The following is an 18,418-nucleotide window of genomic DNA, read 5'->3' on the forward strand; positions in this document are numbered from 1 at the left end:
GCCGGCGAGGATCCGCCGGATCAGGCCGAAAGCTTCTTGCGGCCGTGGGCGCGACGGCGGGCGATCACCTTGCGGCCACCGGCGGTGGCCATGCGCGCACGGAAACCGTGGCGACGCTTACGGACGAGCCTGCTCGGCTGATAAGTTCTCTTCATGGCACAGAGCCTTCAAAGGTCGTGGCGCGCTCGCGGGCGGCTGATGCCGCACCCGACCTTCACGCGTCCTGGTTGTCTGCAAACACGAAGGGCGCCCAGGCGGGGCGCCACGTCGCGAGTGGCGGGCTTATGGCGGATGGGTCCCGCGAAGTCAACGTTTCGCGGCCCCTCAATGACCCTCGAACTGCATCAACGCGCGGACCTCGACGCCCATGTCGCGCAGGCGCTGGGCGCCACCGATTACCGGCAGGTCGATGACGAAGCACGCGGCCACGATCTCGGCGCCGATCTTCTGGAGCAGGTTGACCGCGGCGGTAGCGGTGCCGCCCGTGGCGATCAGGTCGTCGACCAGCAGCACCTTGTCGCCAGGCTTCACCGCGTCGACGTGGATCTCGATCTCGTCGGTGCCGTATTCGAGCGCGTAGGCCATCGAGACGGTCTTGTGGGGCAGCTTGCCCTTCTTGCGGATCGGCACGAACCCGCAGGACAGCTGGTGCGCGATCGCCCCGCCCAGGATGAAGCCCCGCGCCTCGATCCCGGCCACCTGATCGATTCGCCCCCCGGCATAGGGATGGACCAGCGCATCCACCGCCCGCCGGAAGGCACGCGGGTCGCTGAGCAGCGTGGTGATATCGCGGAAGATGATGCCGGGCTTCGGGTAGTCGGGAATCGAGCGGATCGATTCCTTCAGCGCGACGTGGCGGCGGGCTTCCATGGGTTCGGGCCTTCCGTGGGGGACGGCGCGCTTAAAGCAGAAGCCCCGGCCCCTGACCAGTTTCGAGGATTCTCGCGTCGGATTAGGCCGCCTGGACCTTCTTGAGCAGGGCGAGCAGCTCCCGGTGCAGCACCTCGTTGCCGGAGGCCACCGAGCGGGCGGCCAGGGGCTCGGCCGCCCCGTCCGCCGAAGTGACGTAGCCGCCGGCCTCGCGCACCAGGATCACGCCCGCGGCGAAATCGTAGGTCTGGAGATCGCGCTCCCAGTAGCCGTCGAGGCGCCCGCAGGCGACGTAGGCGAGATCGAGGGCGGCCGAGCCCATCCGCCTCGTGCCGCCGGCCACCGCCATCACAGCGCCGAGCTCGCGCAGCAGGCGCGGATGGCTGCCGCGGCCGAGATAGGGCGTGCCGTAGCCCACCAGGGCGTCCGCCATGTCCTGCCGGCCGGAGACCCGGAGGCGGCGGTTGTTGAGATAGGCGCCCTTGCCGCGCTCGGCGACGAACAGCTCGTCCTTGACCGGGTCGAAGATCACGCCGGCCACGATCTGGCCCTCGCGCTCGAGCCCGACCGAGATCGCGAAATGCGGCACCCCGTGCAAAAAATTCGAGGTGCCGTCGAGGGGGTCGACGTGCCAGGTGTGGCTCTTGTCGGTGCCCTCGATGATGCCGTTCTCCTCCAGCACCAAGCCGTAGCCGGGCCGCGCCTTCATCAGGGCATCGCGCAGGGTCTCCTCGGCCTTCCGGTCCGCGGCGGAGACGAAGTCGCCCGGGCCCTTGCGCGAGACCTGGAGGTTCTCGACCTCGCCGAAATCGCGGCGCAGGCCGCGGGCGGCCTTGCGCACGGCGTCGACCATCACGGTCATGAGCGGAGAGGAGATCATTTGTTTCGCGACTTTGCGGGGATGGATGCTGGCGCCGTGGTTACAGGCCGGCGCGGGAAAAGACGAGCCTTGAGGCGGACAGGATCCGAATCGGGCTGCGTGACGCGATGCGCGCGTTTTCCGAAGCGTGCTTGTTGCGAACATTCAATAATCGAAACAAGCATCTCCGATCATCATGACCCAACCGGGCACCTTTCGTGAGATTCATCCGGATTTTCCAACCCCATACCAACATATTTCGTTTGCGTTTTAATTTTTAAATATTTTAAAATAGTGCAAAAGATGCGTTTTAATCTATAGTTTATACTTAAAGGTGCTCCTTTCATGCGTTGCCCTCAAAGACTGTTTTTGCTATCTGCCGCGCGAACTCCGATAGACGCCGGGCAGCCCGATGGCACCCCATCCGAGCGAATGGGAGCAGATCCGCGCCGCGGTCCATCAAGCCGCGCAAGGCGTTCTTGGTTTAGCCGCGCTGCGGCTCACCGATATCGACGCCGCAGCCTTGCGCGCCGCCGATGGCTGGGGTGCGCAAGACCGGTCCATCGACTGGAATTGGCGCGCCCTCGCGCGTCGGTCCGAGCATCAGGTTCGCACAGCGATCTGGCACGAAGACCAGCTCTGCGGGCTGATGTGCGGCTCGGCCGGCGAGACCGCCGTGATGCTGCGCTACCTTGAGGGCGCTCCGTCTCCGACCCACCGTCTGAAGGGACGCGTGGCCGATATCGGTGTGGCGACGGCCGAGATCTACGCCCGCGCGATCGGCGCGCCGGTTCTGCTGCTGAACGACCCGATCCCGCCGCTCGTCGCCCGCTTCAGCGCGGATCCGGGATATAGCTGGATGACAGAGACCGCATTCCAAGGCTATTTTGGACGCAAGGTGATGCCATGAGCGCGCAGCGACCCGGCGTGTCTGGGAGAGGCAGGAAAACGAGCCGTAGCCTTCTGGTACGGTCCGCCGTGACTGGCCGGTTCAAGGCGGTACGCGACAAGCCTCGCCTGCCCGAACCGGCCTCCGAACCCTCGGCGATTCCCAACGGCGGCCTCGCCTCAGCTCTGGAGCGGCTGAAGGCGCTGCCGCCGGATGCCTGCGCATGGGTACGTGAGATGGCTCCCCTTCCAGCCGATGTGCCGGAAATCATCGGGCCTCGGCCGAAGGGTGATCAGAAGCCAAGCGAGCCGTAGAGACGGTGTTAGAGACGCGCGCTCTTGCGACGAACCGGAGCCATTTCGCCGCAAGAGCGCGCGAAAACCCTATTCCGCCGCCTCGACGAACACAGTCCCGGCCCGCGGCAGGTCCAGGGTCTCCCAGGTCTCGGCCAGGGCCGCGGCGAGGCGGGCGATGTGGGCCGCGTCGTGGAACGGCGACGGGGTGATGCGCAGGCGCTCGGTGCCGCGCGGGACCGTCGGGTAGTTGATCGGCTGGATGTAGATGGCGTGGCGCTCCAGCAGGTGGTCGGCCGCCGCCTTGCACAGCTCCGCGTCGCCGACCATCACCGGAACGATATGCGTCTCGGTCTCCAGAACCGGCAGGCCAGCCTCGGTGAGCGCCGCCTTGGTGGCGGCCGCCTGGGCCTGGTGCGCTTCGCGCTCGGCCTGTGAGCGCTTCAGGTAGCGCACCGAGGCCCGGGCGGCCGCGGCCACCGCCGGCGGCAGCGCCGTGGTGAAGATGAAGCCGGGGGCGAAGCTGCGCACCGCGTCGCAGATCGCCGCCGAGGCGGTGATGTAGCCGCCGACGCAGCCGAAGCCCTTCGCCAGGGTTCCCTCGATCACGTCGACCCGGTGCATCACGCCGTCGCGTTCAGAGATGCCGCCGCCGCGCGGCCCGTACAGGCCGACCGCGTGGACCTCGTCGAGATAAGTCATGGCCCCGTAGCTATCGGCGAGGTCGCAGATCTTCCCGATCGGCGCGATGTCGCCGTCCATCGAGTAGACCGACTCGAACACGATCAGCTTCGGCCGGTCGCCGGCCGCGCGGAGCAGCTCCTCGAGGTGCTGGAGGTCGTTATGGCGAAAGATCTTCTTGTCGCAGCCGGAATGGCGCACGCCCTCGATCATCGAGTTGTGATTGAAGGCGTCGGACAGGATCAGGCAGTCCGGGATCAGCTTGGCGATCGTCGAGATGCCCGCCTGGTTCGAGACGTAACCCGAGGTGAAGACGAGGCCGGCCTCCTTGCCGTGCAGGTCGGCGAGCTCGCGCTCCAGATCGACCAGCGGCGAGTTGTTGCCGGCGATGTTGCGCGTGCCGCCCGCCCCGACGCCGCAGCGCGCGGCGGTATCGGTCATGGCGGACACAACCTCCTTGTGCTGCCCCATGCCGAGATAGTCGTTGGAGCACCACACGGTGATCTCGGTGGTCTTGCCGTCGGGCTTGCGCCACTTGGCGGTGGGGAACCGGCCGGAGATGCGCTCGATATCGGCGAAGACCCGGTAGCGCCGCTCGCCGTGGAGCTGGTCCAGGGCCCCCCGGAAATACCGCTCATAGCCAGAGCCGGCGCGCGTCGAGCCCGCTTGGGCGAGCATCGTGCTGGGCATCCGGGTGACGGTCATCGAGCGTCCTTCGCGTGTTCGGCCGTGCGGGCGGTGGCGGTGCGGCGCCTCTGTCCCGCGATCGAGGTACGGCCTCGGTCCAGTCCTTTGCGTGAGGGGCGCAAGATACGCGCGGATCTGGAACTGGTTCAAGGTAAGGTTCCGACATCGCTGCCCTGCGCCCGTTGAGAGGCGGGGACGAACTCGCTAGCCTGGTAGGAGGCTTCATCCCACCCGAACACGGCTCCAGATCCTTGAGCACCCGCCTGTCTTCATGCCGAATGGCCTGCCCTGGTGCGGGATCGCTTGCCTCAAGCCTGCGGCGACGAAGGGCCGCGCGATGAGCGAGAGCAAGGATGCGCGTGCCGAGCGCCTGAAGGCCGCGCTCCGCGAGAATCTGCGGCGGCGCAAGGCCCAGGGCCGCGGCCGGGCCGAAACCGGGCCGGTGCCCGACGCGGACGAGCACGCCCCGGACGAGACCGATTCCCACGGTCCAGATTCCGACAAATCCGGTCTATAGGAGACGGCCAAGCCTGGGCGCCGCGGCGTCCATCAGGAGAACGGCCGGCCGCGCGCCAGGGAGGTGCGCCGCCCGAGGATACATGATGGACCGCATTCACATCACCGGCGGCGCGCCCCTCAACGGCGTGATCCCGATCTCGGGCGCCAAGAACGCGGCGCTGCCGCTGATGATCGCGAGCCTGCTCACCGGCGAGACGCTGGAGCTGATCAACGTCCCCCGGCTCGCCGACATCTCCGCCCTGACGCGGATCCTCGGCAATCACGGCGTCGACCACATGGTGGTCGGCAAGCGCCCGGGACAGACCACCGAGACCGGCCAGACCATCCGGCTCACCGCCTCGAACGTCATCGATACCACCGCCCCCTACGACCTGGTCTCGACCATGCGGGCGAGCTTCTGGGTGGTGGCGCCCCTGCTCGCCCGGTTCGGCGAGGCCAAGGTCTCGCTGCCGGGCGGCTGCGCCATCGGCACCCGGCCGGTCGACCTGCTGATCATGGCCCTGGAGAAGCTCGGGGCCGAGATCGAGATCGACGCCGGCTACGTGGTCGCCAAGACCAAGAACGGCCTGCGCGGGGCCGAGATCAATTTCCCCAAGGTCACGGTCGGCGGTACGCATGTGGCCCTGATGGCGGCCTCGCTCGCCTACGGCACCACGGTGATCGAGAACGCCGCCCGCGAGCCCGAGGTGGTCGACCTCGCCGAATGCCTGAACAAGATGGGCGCCAAGATCCGCGGCGCCGGCACGCCCCGGATCGAGATCGAAGGCGTCGCCCGGCTGAACGGCGCCCGCCACGCGGTGCTGCCCGACCGGATCGAGACCGGCACCTACGCCATGGCGGTGGCGATGACCGGCGGCGACGTGATCCTCAAGGACACCCGGGCCGAGCTGCTGCACTCGGCGCTGGACGTGCTGTCGACCACGGGGGCCGAGATCAGCCAGGTCGAGGGCGGCATCCGGGTGCGCCGCAACGGCGCCGGCATCGCGGCGGTCGACGTGACCACCGACCCGTTCCCGGGCTTCCCCACCGACCTGCAGGCGCAGTTCATGGCGCTGATGACGCTAGCCAAAGGCCAGTCGCATATCCGCGAGACGATCTTCGAGAACCGGTTCATGCACGTGCAGGAGCTGGCCCGCCTCGGCGCGAAGATCCGGCTCGAAGGCGACCTCGCCATCGTCGAGGGCGTCGAGCGGCTCAAGGGCGCGCCCGTGATGGCGACCGATCTGCGCGCCTCGGTCTCCCTGGTGATCGCCGGCCTCGCCGCCGAAGGCGAGACCCAGATCAACCGGGTCTACCACCTCGACCGCGGCTTCGAGGCCTTGGAAGCGAAGCTCGGGCGTTGCGGCGCGCAGATCGAGCGGGTGCGGGCCTGAAGCAAATCTGATTTGGGTTGAACGATGTTTCGCCACATCGGAAAGTATTGTTCCCAATATGGGAACATGCTAATGGCGCAAGTGGGAATGTCGTGGCGCGCTCTGCCCTCGTAGCTTTCTGGACGCGGTATCCCCGATCGGAGGTGCCGCTGCGGACTTGGTATGGTCAGGTCACGAAGGCTACGTGGGCAGGCCCGGCCGACATCAAACGCATGTTCGGCAATACGGCAGATTTCATTGGCGACAACCGAATCATCTTCGATATCGGCGGCAATAAGTATCGATTGATCGCCAGAGTGTCGTACACCTACAAAGCGTGCCAGATAAAATTTGTCGGCACGCACGCCGAATATGATGCCGTTGATCCGCTCACGGTGGAGATCGGATGATGCAGATCGAAACGGACGCCGTTCGAGAGATGGTTTCGGTTAACGATGTCAGGCCAATTCGCACGGCCGACGATCACCGTTGGGCGCTTGCGGAAGTCGATCGCTACTTTACCAACGAGCCCGCCGTCGGGACCCTGGACGGTGACCGGTTCGAGGTTCTCCTCACCCTGATCGCGGCCTACGAAGAGCGGGTCTTTCCAATCGCGGCGGCCGATCCGGTCGAGATCCTGCACGCTGCCATCACCGATATGGGCCGCTCTCAGGCGGAGCTGGCGCGTCTTCTCGGCTCGCGAGCGCGCGCCTCGGAGATCCTGAGCCGGAAACGGCCCCTGAACCTCGGGCAGATCCGCGCCATCAGCGAGGCCTGGCACCTGCCGATCGCGCTGCTGGCGGCGCCGTATCGTCTTGATCACGACGCCGCCTGAGCCCCTCTCAGCCGCCGATCTGCCCGCGCTTGAACCCGAAGCCCGGTATCTCGCAGCCGCAGGGCGCGTTGTATGGGCCGAGACGAGTCGGGCAATCGCCTCGTGCCGTGACGCAGAGGCTGCCGCTGCGCCACCGCCGGTCGTAGCGGGGCCGATCGTAATCGTCGTCCGGTGGCGGAGGCGGCGGGGGCGGCCGACGCGGACGGTCGTAATCGTCGTAGGGCGGCGGTGGAGGCGGAGGCCGGCGGTGCCAATCGTCCTCCGGTGGTGGTGGGGGCGGAGGCCGGCGTCGGCGGTCGTACTCGTAGCGATCCGGCCCGGGGCGGCCATAGATGTAGACATCCGCGTCCGGGCCGACCTGCGCGCGCACCGGGAGGGCGACCAGCGGTGCCAGGGTCAGGGCGGCCAGGGCCGCGAGCGGGATCCGTTTCACCATCGTCGTCCTGCCTCGAATCGTCGCCTCGGTCGTCCGGCCCTCCTCACGGAGCCCGGACGTCCCTGTTTGGGCGCGCTCGCTTGCGCCGAACCGGTGTCCCGTTCGGCCTTGCGTGCGCCAGCGTGAAGCGGATGAACCGTCGCTGGGACGACCATCCCGGCCCCGGCCGTTGCCCGAACCGGGTCTGGCCGCTACCTACGCCCTGCCGCGAGGCCGCCGCCGTCGCTGTCCGCCCGCGCCCAGCTATCCCCGAGGATCCTTTCATGGAGCTGCTCAAGCTCGCCGCCCTCGATACCGAGGACCTGACCGTGATCTCCGCGCACCTCCAGGACGCGATCCTGCGGCCGGAGGATCTGACCTACCTGGCGGGTGAGCATCGTTTCCTGATGGTCGTGCGGCGCTTCGACTGGACCCCGGACGTCCCTCCGCGGCGGCGCCTGGCCGGCGTGCATGTCGAGCGGGTCCTGAGCGTGAAGACCCGCGGCCTGGCCCCGGGAGACGCGATGCCGATGAGCCTGCTCGCCCTTACCTTCGAGGCGACCGACCCGCCGTCCGGCCATATCGACATGGTGTTTTCCGGCGGCGCAGCGGTGCGGCTGGAGGTCGAGTGCATCGAGGTCCGGATGAAGGATCTCGGCCCAGTCTGGGAGGCGGTCGCCCGCCCCGGCCACGAACTCGATGGAACGACCGCGCCCGGCCCGGCGGCCTGAGACAGACGAAAGACACCCGATGGTCCGGCTCGACAGCCAAGCTCCGAATTTCGCCGCCGATTTCGCGCGGCTGCTGACCCTGAAGCGCGAGATCGCCGAGGACGTGGACGAGGCGGTGCGCGGCATCATCGCTGATGTCGTCGCCCGCGGTGACGCAGCCCTGGTCGAGTTCACCCGCCGCTTCGACCGGCTTGGGCCGGATTTCTCCGCCGACGCCCTGCGGATCACCGAGGCGGAGATCGACGCGGCCGTGGCTGCCTGCCCGGCCGAGGCCCTGGACGCCCTGCGCCTCGCGGCCGAGCGGATCGAGGCGTTCCACGCGCAGCAGAAGCCGCAGGATCACCGGGCGACCGACGCGCTCGGCGTCACCGCCGGCTGGCGCTGGACCGCGCTGGAATCGGTCGGCCTCTACGTGCCGGGCGGAACGGCGAGCTATCCCTCGTCGGTCCTGATGAACGCGGTGCCGGCCCGGGTGGCGGGGGTGCCGCGGATCGTCATGGTGGTGCCGACGCCGGACAACACCCTCAACCCCCTGGTGCTGGCGGCCGCCCGGCTCTCCGGGGTCCACGAGGTCTACCGCGTCGGCGGCGCCCAGGCGGTGGCGGCTTTGGCCTACGGCACCGCCAGCATCGCCCCGGTCGCCAAGATCGTCGGTCCGGGCAATGCCTGGGTGGCGGCGGCCAAGCGCCGGGTGTTCGGCCAGGTCGGGATCGACATGATCGCCGGTCCCTCCGAGGTGCTGATCCTGGCCGACGGCCACGCCAACCCCGACTGGATCGCCGCCGACCTCCTGGCCCAGGCCGAGCACGACACCGCCGCCCAGGCGGTGCTGATCACCGACAGCGCCGAGCTGGCCGAGGCCGCGGAGGCTGCCGTCGAGCGGGCGCTCACCACCCTGCCCCGGGCCGAGATCGCCCGGGCGAGCTGGCGCGATTACGGCGCGATCATCCGGGTGCGGGATTTCGACGAGGCGGTGCCGCTGGTCGACCGGCTCGCCCCCGAGCACCTCGAGATCGAGACCCAGGATGCCGAGGCGCTTTCGGGCAAGATCCGCAATGCCGGCGCGATCTTCCTGGGGTCGCACACGCCGGAGGCGATCGGCGATTACGTCGGCGGCCCGAACCACGTTCTGCCAACCGCCCGCTCGGCGCGGTTCTCCTCCGGGCTCGGGGTCCTGGATTTCATGAAACGGACGACGATCCTCGCCTGTACCCCGGAGAGCTTGCGGGCGCTCGGCCCGGCAGCGATAACGCTCGGCCGGTCGGAGGGTCTGGAGGGTCATGCCCGCTCCGTCGCGATCCGGTTGAACCTGTGAGGTCTTGGGGATGGCCGAGAAGCAGCGCGGGCCGAACCGCCTCGCCAAGGTGAGCCTGGACGAGGCGTCCATCGCCCGCGGCAACCCGGATCAGGAGCACGAGCGGGCGATCGCGCTGTTCGACATCCTGGAGGACAATTCCTTCACGATCCCGGGCCGGGAAGGGCCCTACATGCTCACGCTCGGCCTCGTCGAGAACAAGCTGTCCTTCGCGATCAGCACGGTGGACGGCGAGCCGGTGATGACGCACCTCCTGTCGCTGACGCCGTTCCGGCGGGTGATCCGCGACTACGAGATGATCTGCGAGAGCTACTACAACGCGATCCGCACCGCCTCGCCGTCGCAGATCGAGGCGATCGACATGGGTCGGCGCGGCCTGCACAACGAGGCGTCCGACACGCTCAAGCAGCGCCTCGACGGCAAGGTCGACCTCGACCACGACACGGCGCGCCGCCTGTTCACCCTGATCTTCGCCCTGCACTGGAAAGGCTAGGGCGCCTTCCGGCCCCGAGCGGCGATGGCTGAGCCTTTTCCCGAGACCACCCCGAAGAAACGGCGGGTCCAGTCGGTCCTGTTCATGTGCAACTTCAACGCCGTGCGCTCGGCCGCGGCCGAGGCGATCGCGCGCGCCTATTTCGGCAAGTCGACCTACGTGCAATCGGCCGGCGTGCGCTCGGGCGAGCCCACCGACCCGTTCATGATCGCGGCGCTCGACGAGGTCGGCATCGACGCGACCCGGCACCGCCCCCGCACCATCGAGCAGCTGGAGGATTGGGAGGGTCTGAACTTCGACCTGATCATCACCCTCTCGCCGGAGGCCCACCACCGCGCCCTCGCCCTGACCCACACGATCGCGGCCGATGTCGAGTACTGGCCGACGCCGGACCCGACCCTGCTGCAGGACGCCTCCCGCGAGCAGCGCCTGGACGCCTACCGGGACGTGCGCGACGGGCTCACCCGGCGGATCAAGGCGCGGCTGAAGACGTAGAGCATCATCCCGAAAGGTGGTCGCCGGCTTTCGGTAAACGATGATGCTCTCGCGGGGCCACGCGCTCGACCCGAGACAGCAGGCAGCCCGGCCGCGCGGTGTGGACGTTGACGAAGGCCGTGCGCGGGTCGTCCAGGGCACGCAGCAGCGGGGCATCGACCTCGGCGCCGGGACAGACATGGCCGAGGTCGTACAGGCAGAAATCCTCCGCGTCGTAGGCCCGGACCGACACCAGGGTGTTGGCGCGGATGATCGGGGCGACGACATCCGCGGTGTCGAACCCCGGGCAGGTCTGTCCGTGCAGAAAAATCGGGCTCGGGGTCCAGTAGATGCCGCGGGGGCGCCCGAGATCGTAAGATCCGAGCAGCATCGGTTCACCGGGCTCGGCGCAGCGTAGGCAGCGCCGACAGGGGAACCCGGTCGCGCTGGTCGCCGCGACGCGCCGCACGGGATTGTCGAAATCGTCGCGTCCGCTGCGGCGGAAGCGCTCCGCGACGGCGTCGGTGATCGGAACGCAGCGATATCGGGGCATTCGGCTCTCCCTGTTCCCGGCACCGTGCCGGCGGACCGAGGAGGAAAGCGTCCTGTTCCTTGCTTCGGAATCCCCGGTCTGTCTGCTGGTCGGGACCCGGAACATTTAGCAACGGATTGTAACAGCGGCTCTTCCGCAGGGTTCGAGAAAGTTTTAGCCCAATCCTCGGCTTGATATGAGTCTGCAACAGGGCTCGATTTTTCGGAAACAACTCCATGTTGAAACGAATTTATTTGCCAGCTTGCTTATATGCCCTCGGATCCATCGGAAGTTCGGCCCACGCACAATGGAGTCCGATCGGGAGCTTGCTTGACGTCCCCGTCACGCAGAATTGTTCGATCACTGGGGGGAACATTGCTCTTGCTAGAATTGACGGAATGTTCCTGTGTTCTCGCCGAGCTGAATTGGTAAATGCTCAAGTGCCGGACGCGAGCCATTTCTATTTGGTGCACGAATACGGGCTTCTCGCGGTCCGTACCAGCTCCCCGCGGCTTGCAGATTGCTGGGCAGCCCATCAACTGAGAACAGCACACAAGGGGACCTATTACGTCAAGCAATGGATTACACACTGGAAGAACTACGGAACTGTTTTGGCCAGTTTCGGCACCCCTGAACAAATAATTTCCAATGTTCGAGCCTGTTGCGGCTGCGGCGTATAGGCGTTTTCCGGCAGGCAATCTCAATTCAGGGCGCCGTTCACGTCGGGATCCGGCGCCACACCCCCTACTGCCGACCAGCGAGACCCGGAACGCGGCGTCCTCGGTGAGATGGGGAGCCGTGCGCGCGGCACGGATCCGGAATGGCGGCCGCGGCAATCGGGCGGGAGCATTGGATCCGAACAGGATCGGACGCTCCCGGGATGGACTGCCGGCAACGTTGCAGACATTTCGGTACCCGGTGTCACTGCCGGGCAATCCGCTGCTCCGCACGAGATTTTATATTTCCATGATCCAGATATAGATAAGACGAGGAGCCGGGCATTGGAATAGCGTTATGTTAAAACTACGATCTTTTATTATAATCGCATCTTTAACCACATTATATTGCGCGCCCGCCAGCGCACAATGGAGCCCGATCGGGAGCTTATTGAATGTTCCCGTCACAAACGATTGTCATCAGACCTTGGGGGATGTTGCGTTAGCCAAGCCCGATGGCCTGTTCCTGTGCCCAACGCGGGCGGACCTGATCGATTCCCAGGTCAAGGATGCCAGTCACTTTTATGTCGTCCGCGAATACGGTCTTCTGGCGATCCGAAAGAACTCGGATCGGCTGGCGGATTGCTGGGCGGCGCATCAGCTCGCCGGCGCGCCCAAGGGACGGCATTACCTCAAGCAATGGATCATACACTGGACCAATTACGGCACGACCCGTCCGAGCATCGGAACGCCCGCACAGCGGATCGCCAATGTCCGAGCGTGCTGCGCCTGCGGGATCTAGAGGCTCAGGATTTGATCACACGCATACCCGGTGCGTCGACGCGTCACCCTCTGCTGCCGACCAGCCACGCCCGGATGCGGCCGGCAAGCCTCGGCCGGGCGCGGGCGACATCGTCATCGTCCAGGAGTGGGGAGCGTGCCAGGGCCGCGAGATAGGCGTCCTCGGCGCCGCGGCAGGCTTGGAACGCCGCATCCGCAGCCAGATCGGGATCCGTAAGCGCGGCTTGGATCTGGAAATTGCGGCTGAGGCAAACGCGCCAGCTCTCATGACGCACCTCGGTCTCGCCGGCGGCACGAGCCGGTCCGGAGACGAGCAACATCGTCGCGAGGAGCAGGGGCGATGCGAGGGAAGCAGGCGACATGGATCGGGCACTCGGTCCTTGGACAGAGTGGCGCCGACAGGGTTAGCAAACGGTTAAGGACCGGCCTGCAACGAGCGTCGGACCGCGCGCGATCAGCGGTTGGCGGTGGTGACCGGCGAGGTGACGCCGCCGAGGGAGACCCAGGCCGTGGCGTCCTGGCTCTCGCGCTTGATGAACACGTAGCCGGTCTTGTGCCACGGCACGATCGCGTTGGTCTTGTTGTCGAGGACCATGTCGCCGCGGTCGGTGATCAGGGTGAGCACCGCGTGGCCCTCGCCCTTCTCGTCGATCACCACGGTCATGCGCATCGCCCGCCGGGGCAGGCCGGCTTCCGCCAGCAGGTGGCGCTTGAGCAGCTGGAAATCCTCGCAATCGCCGATGCCGTCTTCGGCGAGGTCCCAGCGGTCGGCGACGTGGAGATGCTCCATATCGGTCTTCGGCTCGATCGACTTGTTCACCCGGCGGTTGACCGAGACGATCGTCGCCCAGATCGCCGGGGTCAGGCTGATGCGGGCCGGCTCGCTCCGGTCGACGGCGCATTCCGCCGCATAGGACTGGCAGAACGTCACCCAGGCCGCGATCGGGCGGGCCGCCCCCTGGGGCTCGGCCCCGAGCTGGGGGGACGGCAGGCTTGCGAAGGTCTGAGCCTGCACCGCACCGGCACCGAGCCCGGCGAAGGACAGTGCCGCCCAGGCCAACCCGGCCAGGATCCGACGGCGGCGGGAAACCCGACGCGGCGCGGAGTTGGCGACCGAACCCTGCACCTTGGAAGCCGCGAACCGCATCGCCGTGACCCAACCGTTAAGCTCTCGTTAACGAAAGCTCTCACGCCGGGGGGCCGGCGGCAATCGGCGGATTAACAAAAGGTTAATGCTGTGCGCAACGCGGATGACGTAGGAATATCCCGGCCTGTGGCGCCGACGCCTCCGGGGGCTCCGGCGTCACGCGAAATCGTGAACGTTCTCAGCGGTGTTCGGGTGAGACGGCTGCCGTCGGTCGGGCGCTGCGTCCGCGAAAATCTGTGGGTGGCCGGATAACAACGCGGGCCAGGGTATGCACTGAGATCCGCCCGACTGAGGGCTTGGCGGTCCCGGCGACGGCGATGGACGGGTCGGGGCGCCACCGCCCCCGGCCACCGAGCGGGTCCGGGAGAGGATCGGTTCGCGGTCGGTGCCGGAGGGCTCGCCCGCGATCACGGGCCACCGCCTTTGCCGCATGCGCCGTCTTCGTCCTCGCCGCGTCAGGCGCTCGGCGGGGTATCGACCGGACTCAGCCGTGCGAAACCGGGCATATCGAAATCAATGAGCCGCTACTTCCAAGATCGACAGCAGATCGATCAGCGACCGCTCGGACCTCATACTTGGAAAAAGTCTCCCGGTGGGCGGAGGCCTTGCCAGCAGCTCTCGATCCGGCGTGGGGAGATCGCCGCGATGGCGGTTCGCATGGCGTCCCGGGGCAGCTATGCTGAGTCGCCATGGCTTGACAGCCCGTAAGGAGTGTCCGTGCGCGCGACCGCCCCCCTCACCCTCACCCTGTTTCTGGCCTTGATGCTACGCCCCGCGCTTGCGGCACCGGATGAGGCCGTTTTCGCAGCGGTCAAGGCTCAGAGCGACCCGTATCGCGAGACGCTGAAGGGGTTGGTCGACGTCGATACCGGAACCGGCCAGGTGCCCGGCCTCGCCAAGGTGGAGGCGAACCTTCGGGGACGGCTCGAAGCGCTCGGCTTCTCGGTGGAAGCGCGTCGCGCGCCGGCGCTGGGCGGCAACACCCTGGTCGCGACCAAGCCGGGCAAAGGCCAGCGGCAGATCATGATGCTGGTGCACTACGACACCGTGTTCGGCGAGGGCGACGCCGCCAAGCGGCCTTACACCGAGCGCGACGGTCGCGCCTACGGGCCGGGCGTCGCCGATGCGAAGGGCGGCGTGGCGATGGTCCTGCATACCGTCGCCGCGCTGGAAACGCTGCGTTTCGACGGCTACGGCACCCTGACGGTCGTGTTCAATCCCGACGAGGAGCGCGGATCACCCGGTTCGCGGGATGAGATCGGCAAGATTGCACGCGGCCAGGACGTCGTCCTCTCGTTCGAACCCTCCTTCGATCAGGCCGGCGTGGACGCCGTCACGGTGGCGACCAAGGGCATCAACTACGCGACCTTGACGGTGAAAGGCCGCGCCTCGCATGCCGGTGGGGCGCCGGAGGCCGGACGCAACGCGGTGGTCGAACTCGCCCACCAGATCCTGCAGCTCCAGGACCTCGGCGACGCGGGCAAGGGCACGAGCCTGCACTGGACCACCGTCCAGGGTGGCACGAAGCCGAACATCATCCCCGACGCGGCGAAGGCGGAGGGCGACATGCGCTACTTCGTGCCGAGCGAGTATGACCGCATCCTGAAGCAGGCCCGGACGATCACCGAGCGACACCGCGTCCCGGACACCGACGTGCGCTTCGACCTCGCCAAGGGCCGGCCGCCGCTGCCGCACAACCCGGCCACGCAGGAACTCGGCGCGCGTGCCCGTGCGATCTACGCCGAGATGGGCGCGGACCTGAAGCTCGCCGAAATCGGAGGCGGCACGGATGCGGGCTACGCCTTCCAGCCGGACAGCCCGGGCAAACCTGCGATCCTGGAATCCCTCGGCATCGTCGGCGGCCGCTACCATAGCGCCGATGAATTCGCAGTGCTGGCGAGCATCACGCCACGCCTCTATCTCGCCACCCGCCTCGTCATGGAGGCGTCGAAGGCAGACGCCGCGAAATAAATAGGCCCTGTCCCGCTCCCGGCTTGGAGCACCCACCGCCGAAGCAGGCACCAGTTCGGCGGCGGGCGCGTTGGATTCAGGACGTCGAGGCGTGACCTGCATCTGGGCATTGCCTCAATCGAAGCGCCCCGTGACGCCCCGTTGCGTCGCTCGGTTGTGCACGACATACTCCCCGCAAGACTTTGAAGAGCGGACGCAAAGCCCGCCAAGGGGGTGTCAGGGGGGGTGGAACGTGGCTCGAGGGACGGGGGGACGCCGCCATCTGTGCGGCATCTGGACGGCCTGGACGGAGGCGGCTTCGGCATCCGACGCGGTCGCCGACATCGCGCGGGCGATCGGCACCCTTGCCCTGTCCCAGATCGTCGCGTTCTTCTCCGCCGACTACGATCCCGAAATCCTGGCCGGCGCTATGGCGACCCGATTCCCCGGCGTCCCGGTGGCGGGCTGCTCGATGTCGGGGGGCATCGCCCCGGCCGGCGGGCTCGACCGCGGCCTCGTGGTCATCGCCTTCCCGGCCGAGCGCTTCCGAATCGTGTCGACGGTGCTCGACGCCATCGACCATCTCGATGTCGAGCGCACCGCCTCGGCCGTGCGGGCCCTGCGCCGGACCCTCGACCCGGTTGACCCGTGCCGCGAAGCCGGTGCACGGGCCGCCGGCGGTCGCTTCGCGCTGTCGCTGATCGACGGTCTCGCCAACGCGGAGGAGACCGTCGTCTCGGCGATCGCGTGGGCGCTGGACGGCATCCCGATCGTCGGCGGCTCGGCGGGCGACGACCTGCGCTTCCGGGACGCGGTGCTGCTGCATGGCGGCCGGATCCACCGCAAGGCGGCGGTGCTCGTGCTGGTCGAGACCGACTTCCCGTTCGAGATCTTCAAGAGCGACAATTTCGAGCCGACCCGGACCAAGTTCGTGGTCACCGCCTCGGACAGCGAGCGGCGTACGATCCACGAACTCAACGCCGAGCCAGCGGCGCGGGAATACGCCATGGCGATCGGCCTTGACCCCGAGGGCCTGTCGCCGATGAGCTTCGCCGCCTACCCGCTCGCCGTGAAAGTCGGCGGCGAGTATTACTGCCGCTCGATCCGCCGCATGAACGAGGATGGGTCGCTCAGTTTCTTCTGCGCCATCGACGAGGGTGTGGTGCTGACGCTCGCCGAGCCGCGCGACATCGTCGCCTCGACCCGGACGGAGCTGGCGCGCCTCGACACGGCGGTCGGCGGCGTCGACCTGATCATCGGCTTCGAATGCGTGCTGCGCCGGCTCGATGCCGAGAGCCGGCAGGTGGGCCACGGCATCGCCGACCTGTACCGCCGCTACAACGTCGTCGGCTTCGAGACCTTCGGCGAGCAGTACCGGGCGATGCACCTCAACCAGACCTTCACCGGCATCGCCATCGGCAAGGGGCTCTCCGCGAGCGCCGTCACCGCATCATGACTCTGCACCCGAGCGGACTCGAGACCGACGCGTCCCTGCGCCGGCGGATCGAGAAGCTGGAGCGGATCAACGCCGCGCTCATGTCCCATGTCGAGCGCAGCATGGACCAGCGCGGCAGCGCCTACTCGCTGTTCCAGACCGCGATCATGCTGGAGGGCCGCGTCCGCACCCGCACCGAGGAGCTGACCGGGCTGATGCACCGCCTGGAGCGCTCCAACGAGGCGCTGGCGGCGGCCAAGGAGGAGGCCGAGACCGCCAACCGCTCCAAGACCCGGTTCCTGGCGGCGGCGAGCCACGACCTGCTGCAGCCGGTGAACGCGGCCCGCCTGTCGATCTCGGCCCTGGACGACCTGCCGCTGCTGCCCGAGGCGCGCACCATCGCGGGCCAGGTCGAGCGGGGCCTGCAGACCATCGAGGACCTGATCAAGACGCTTCTCGACATCTCCAAGCTCGATGCCGGCATCGTCCGGCCGCAGATGCAGCCGGTGTTTTTGCCCGACCTGCTGGCGGAGCTGGCCGAGAGCTTCAAGCCGTTCGCCGCGCGCAAGGGCCTGCGGCTCGCGGTGCGCTGCCCGGACCTCACGGTCACCAGCGACGTGATGCTGCTCCAGCGCATCCTCCAGAACCTGATCTCGAACGCCGTCCGCTACACCGGCGCCGGCGGCATCGTGCTGGCGGCGCGCCGACGCGCCGGCGGGGTCCGGGTCGACGTGACCGATACCGGCTGCGGCATCGCTGCCGAGGAGCGCGACCTCGTCTTCGAAGAATTCTTCCGGGGCGGCGCCCGGACCGGCAGCGCGGAGGAGCCGGGCCTCGGCCTCGGCCTGTCGATCGTTCGCCGCATGGCCCAGGCCCTGGACCATCCCCTCTCCCTGGCCTCCCGGCCCGGTCACGGCACCCGGGTGACCCTGGGCCTGCCGCTGAGCCGGATCCCGGCCACCACGGCACCTCCAGCGCCGGTGGCGACCCGGCTCTCGGGCGCCCATGTCCTCTTGGTCGAGAACGATGCCTCCACGGCCGACGCCATGGCGCGCCTGCTGCAGAACTGGGATGCCCGGGTCTCGACGTTCCGCGATCTCGCCGGCGTGCGCGGAGCGGTCGAGGCCGGTGCCGCGCCGCCCGACATCCTGGTGCTCGACTACCATCTCGACGACGGCGCCTGCGGCCTCGACGTGGCCGCCTATCTCCGCGGACGGTCCGCGCGTCCGCTCCCGGTGATCGTCACCACCGCCGACCATTCCGAGGCGATCGAGGCCCGGGTGGCGGCGGCCGGCGCCGAGCTGGTCCACAAGCCGATCAAGCCGGCGCAGCTCCGCTCGCTCCTGACCTACATGCTGGCCTGACGAACAATCCCGCCCGCGCCGTGACATAGAACACGCCGCGCCCCTCGACGCTGTGCTGCGCCTGCGCGAGAGGAAGCCGGCATCCGCGCGGCATCCCACGCCCGGATCGTCCCACGCAAT

General features: G+C 67.8%; 21 protein-coding genes. 13 read left to right on the forward strand and 8 right to left on the reverse strand.

The annotated features are described in order from the left end of the window. Positions 1-20: 20 nt before the first annotated feature. From rpmH to MKL09_RS18565, 3 genes are all read right to left on the reverse strand, one after another. Complete coding sequence (gene rpmH, locus MKL09_RS18555; RefSeq protein WP_082643292.1) at positions 21-155, reverse strand: 50S ribosomal protein L34; 135 nt, start codon at positions 153-155, stop codon at positions 21-23. A 169-nt stretch (positions 156-324) separates the two neighbouring features. Further along, on the reverse strand, positions 325-870 hold the full coding sequence (locus tag MKL09_RS18560) for an adenine phosphoribosyltransferase (RefSeq protein WP_244022525.1): 546 nt from the start codon (positions 868-870) through the stop codon (positions 325-327). An 82-nt stretch (positions 871-952) separates the two neighbouring features. Continuing rightward, positions 953-1,750: an inositol monophosphatase family protein gene (locus tag MKL09_RS18565; protein ID WP_244022527.1), complete on the reverse strand. Its 798-nt coding sequence runs from the start codon at positions 1,748-1,750 to the stop codon at positions 953-955. A 391-nt stretch (positions 1,751-2,141) separates the two neighbouring features. Here MKL09_RS18565 and MKL09_RS18570 point away from each other — a divergent pair, with 391 nt between their 5' ends. After that, entirely contained in the window at positions 2,142-2,639 is a 498-nt protein-coding gene (locus MKL09_RS18570) for a hypothetical protein (RefSeq protein ID WP_244022529.1), read from the forward strand. 362 nt (positions 2,640-3,001) lie between these two features. Here MKL09_RS18570 and hemA read toward each other — a convergent pair whose 3' ends face one another. Next, a complete protein-coding gene (hemA, locus tag MKL09_RS18575) occupies positions 3,002-4,270 on the reverse strand; it encodes a 5-aminolevulinate synthase (protein ID WP_409566947.1) in 1,269 nt (422 codons plus the stop codon). Positions 4,271-4,616: 346 nt separating this feature from the next. Between hemA and MKL09_RS18580 the strand changes: the two genes are divergently transcribed. The 4 genes from MKL09_RS18580 to MKL09_RS18595 all read left to right on the forward strand — a co-directional run bounded on the left by MKL09_RS18580 (position 4,617) and on the right by MKL09_RS18595 (position 6,985). Next, positions 4,617-4,796, forward strand: a complete 180-nt coding sequence (locus MKL09_RS18580; RefSeq protein WP_244022533.1) for a hypothetical protein — start codon at positions 4,617-4,619, stop codon at positions 4,794-4,796. 85 nt (positions 4,797-4,881) lie between these two features. After that, positions 4,882-6,171, forward strand: a complete 1,290-nt coding sequence (murA, locus tag MKL09_RS18585) for a UDP-N-acetylglucosamine 1-carboxyvinyltransferase (RefSeq protein ID WP_244022673.1) — start codon at positions 4,882-4,884, stop codon at positions 6,169-6,171. 56 nt (positions 6,172-6,227) lie between these two features. After that, the gene (locus tag MKL09_RS18590; protein ID WP_244022675.1) at positions 6,228-6,560 is read left to right on the forward strand and encodes a type II toxin-antitoxin system HigB family toxin; all 333 of its coding nucleotides are present in this window, start codon (positions 6,228-6,230) and stop codon (positions 6,558-6,560) included. Continuing rightward, positions 6,557-6,985 (forward strand): type II toxin-antitoxin system HigA family antitoxin, encoded by a 429-nt coding sequence (locus MKL09_RS18595; protein WP_244022535.1) that lies wholly within the window; start codon positions 6,557-6,559, stop codon positions 6,983-6,985. The genes MKL09_RS18590 and MKL09_RS18595 overlap by 4 nt, the downstream gene beginning before the upstream one ends. Positions 6,986-6,992: 7 nt before the next feature. Here MKL09_RS18595 and MKL09_RS18600 read toward each other — a convergent pair whose 3' ends face one another. Next, entirely contained in the window at positions 6,993-7,421 is a 429-nt protein-coding gene (locus MKL09_RS18600; protein ID WP_244022536.1) for a hypothetical protein, read from the reverse strand. 263 nt (positions 7,422-7,684) lie between these two features. Here MKL09_RS18600 and MKL09_RS18605 point away from each other — a divergent pair, with 263 nt between their 5' ends. From MKL09_RS18605 to MKL09_RS18620, 4 genes are read left to right on the forward strand one after another with little or no spacing between them, the layout of a single operon-like run. Next, positions 7,685-8,131: a DUF2948 family protein gene (locus MKL09_RS18605; RefSeq protein WP_244022538.1), complete on the forward strand. Its 447-nt coding sequence runs from the start codon at positions 7,685-7,687 to the stop codon at positions 8,129-8,131. A 19-nt stretch (positions 8,132-8,150) separates the two neighbouring features. Continuing rightward, a complete protein-coding gene (gene hisD, locus MKL09_RS18610) occupies positions 8,151-9,446 on the forward strand; it encodes a histidinol dehydrogenase (RefSeq protein ID WP_244022540.1) in 1,296 nt (431 codons plus the stop codon). 10 nt (positions 9,447-9,456) lie between these two features. Further along, a complete protein-coding gene (locus MKL09_RS18615; RefSeq protein ID WP_147854441.1) occupies positions 9,457-9,939 on the forward strand; it encodes a UPF0262 family protein in 483 nt (160 codons plus the stop codon). A gap of 24 nt (positions 9,940-9,963) precedes the next feature. Next, the gene (locus MKL09_RS18620) at positions 9,964-10,434 is read left to right on the forward strand and encodes a low molecular weight phosphatase family protein (RefSeq protein WP_244022542.1); all 471 of its coding nucleotides are present in this window, start codon (positions 9,964-9,966) and stop codon (positions 10,432-10,434) included. A 4-nt stretch (positions 10,435-10,438) separates the two neighbouring features. Here MKL09_RS18620 and MKL09_RS18625 read toward each other — a convergent pair whose 3' ends face one another. After that, entirely contained in the window at positions 10,439-10,966 is a 528-nt protein-coding gene (locus MKL09_RS18625; protein ID WP_244022544.1) for a DUF1203 domain-containing protein, read from the reverse strand. 1,086 nt (positions 10,967-12,052) lie between these two features. On the opposite strand from MKL09_RS18625, the gene MKL09_RS18630 reads away from it, so the two are divergent. Continuing rightward, positions 12,053-12,403: a hypothetical protein gene (locus MKL09_RS18630; RefSeq protein ID WP_244022546.1), complete on the forward strand. Its 351-nt coding sequence runs from the start codon at positions 12,053-12,055 to the stop codon at positions 12,401-12,403. Positions 12,404-12,446: 43 nt separating this feature from the next. Here the strand turns inward: MKL09_RS18630 and MKL09_RS18635 are convergent, their stop codons facing one another. Both MKL09_RS18635 and MKL09_RS18640 read right to left on the reverse strand, forming a co-directional pair. Then, on the reverse strand, positions 12,447-12,764 hold the full coding sequence (locus tag MKL09_RS18635) for a hypothetical protein (protein ID WP_244022547.1): 318 nt from the start codon (positions 12,762-12,764) through the stop codon (positions 12,447-12,449). A gap of 92 nt (positions 12,765-12,856) precedes the next feature. Then, positions 12,857-13,549, reverse strand: a complete 693-nt coding sequence (locus tag MKL09_RS18640; protein ID WP_244022549.1) for a transglutaminase-like cysteine peptidase — start codon at positions 13,547-13,549, stop codon at positions 12,857-12,859. A 717-nt stretch (positions 13,550-14,266) separates the two neighbouring features. Between MKL09_RS18640 and MKL09_RS18645 the strand changes: the two genes are divergently transcribed. The 3 genes from MKL09_RS18645 (at position 14,267) to MKL09_RS18655 (ending at position 18,298) form a co-directional block, all read left to right on the forward strand. After that, a complete protein-coding gene (locus MKL09_RS18645; protein ID WP_244022551.1) occupies positions 14,267-15,520 on the forward strand; it encodes a glutamate carboxypeptidase in 1,254 nt (417 codons plus the stop codon). 232 nt (positions 15,521-15,752) lie between these two features. Next, positions 15,753-16,955: an FIST signal transduction protein gene (locus MKL09_RS18650; RefSeq protein ID WP_244022553.1), complete on the forward strand. Its 1,203-nt coding sequence runs from the start codon at positions 15,753-15,755 to the stop codon at positions 16,953-16,955. Further along, complete coding sequence (locus MKL09_RS18655) at positions 16,952-18,298, forward strand: hybrid sensor histidine kinase/response regulator (protein ID WP_244022555.1); 1,347 nt, start codon at positions 16,952-16,954, stop codon at positions 18,296-18,298. Before MKL09_RS18650 ends, MKL09_RS18655 begins: the two co-directional genes overlap by 4 nt. Positions 18,299-18,418 lie beyond the last annotated feature (120 nt).

This window comes from Methylobacterium sp. J-048 (assembly GCF_022829515.1).
Taxonomy (GTDB): domain Bacteria; phylum Pseudomonadota; class Alphaproteobacteria; order Rhizobiales; family Beijerinckiaceae; genus Methylobacterium.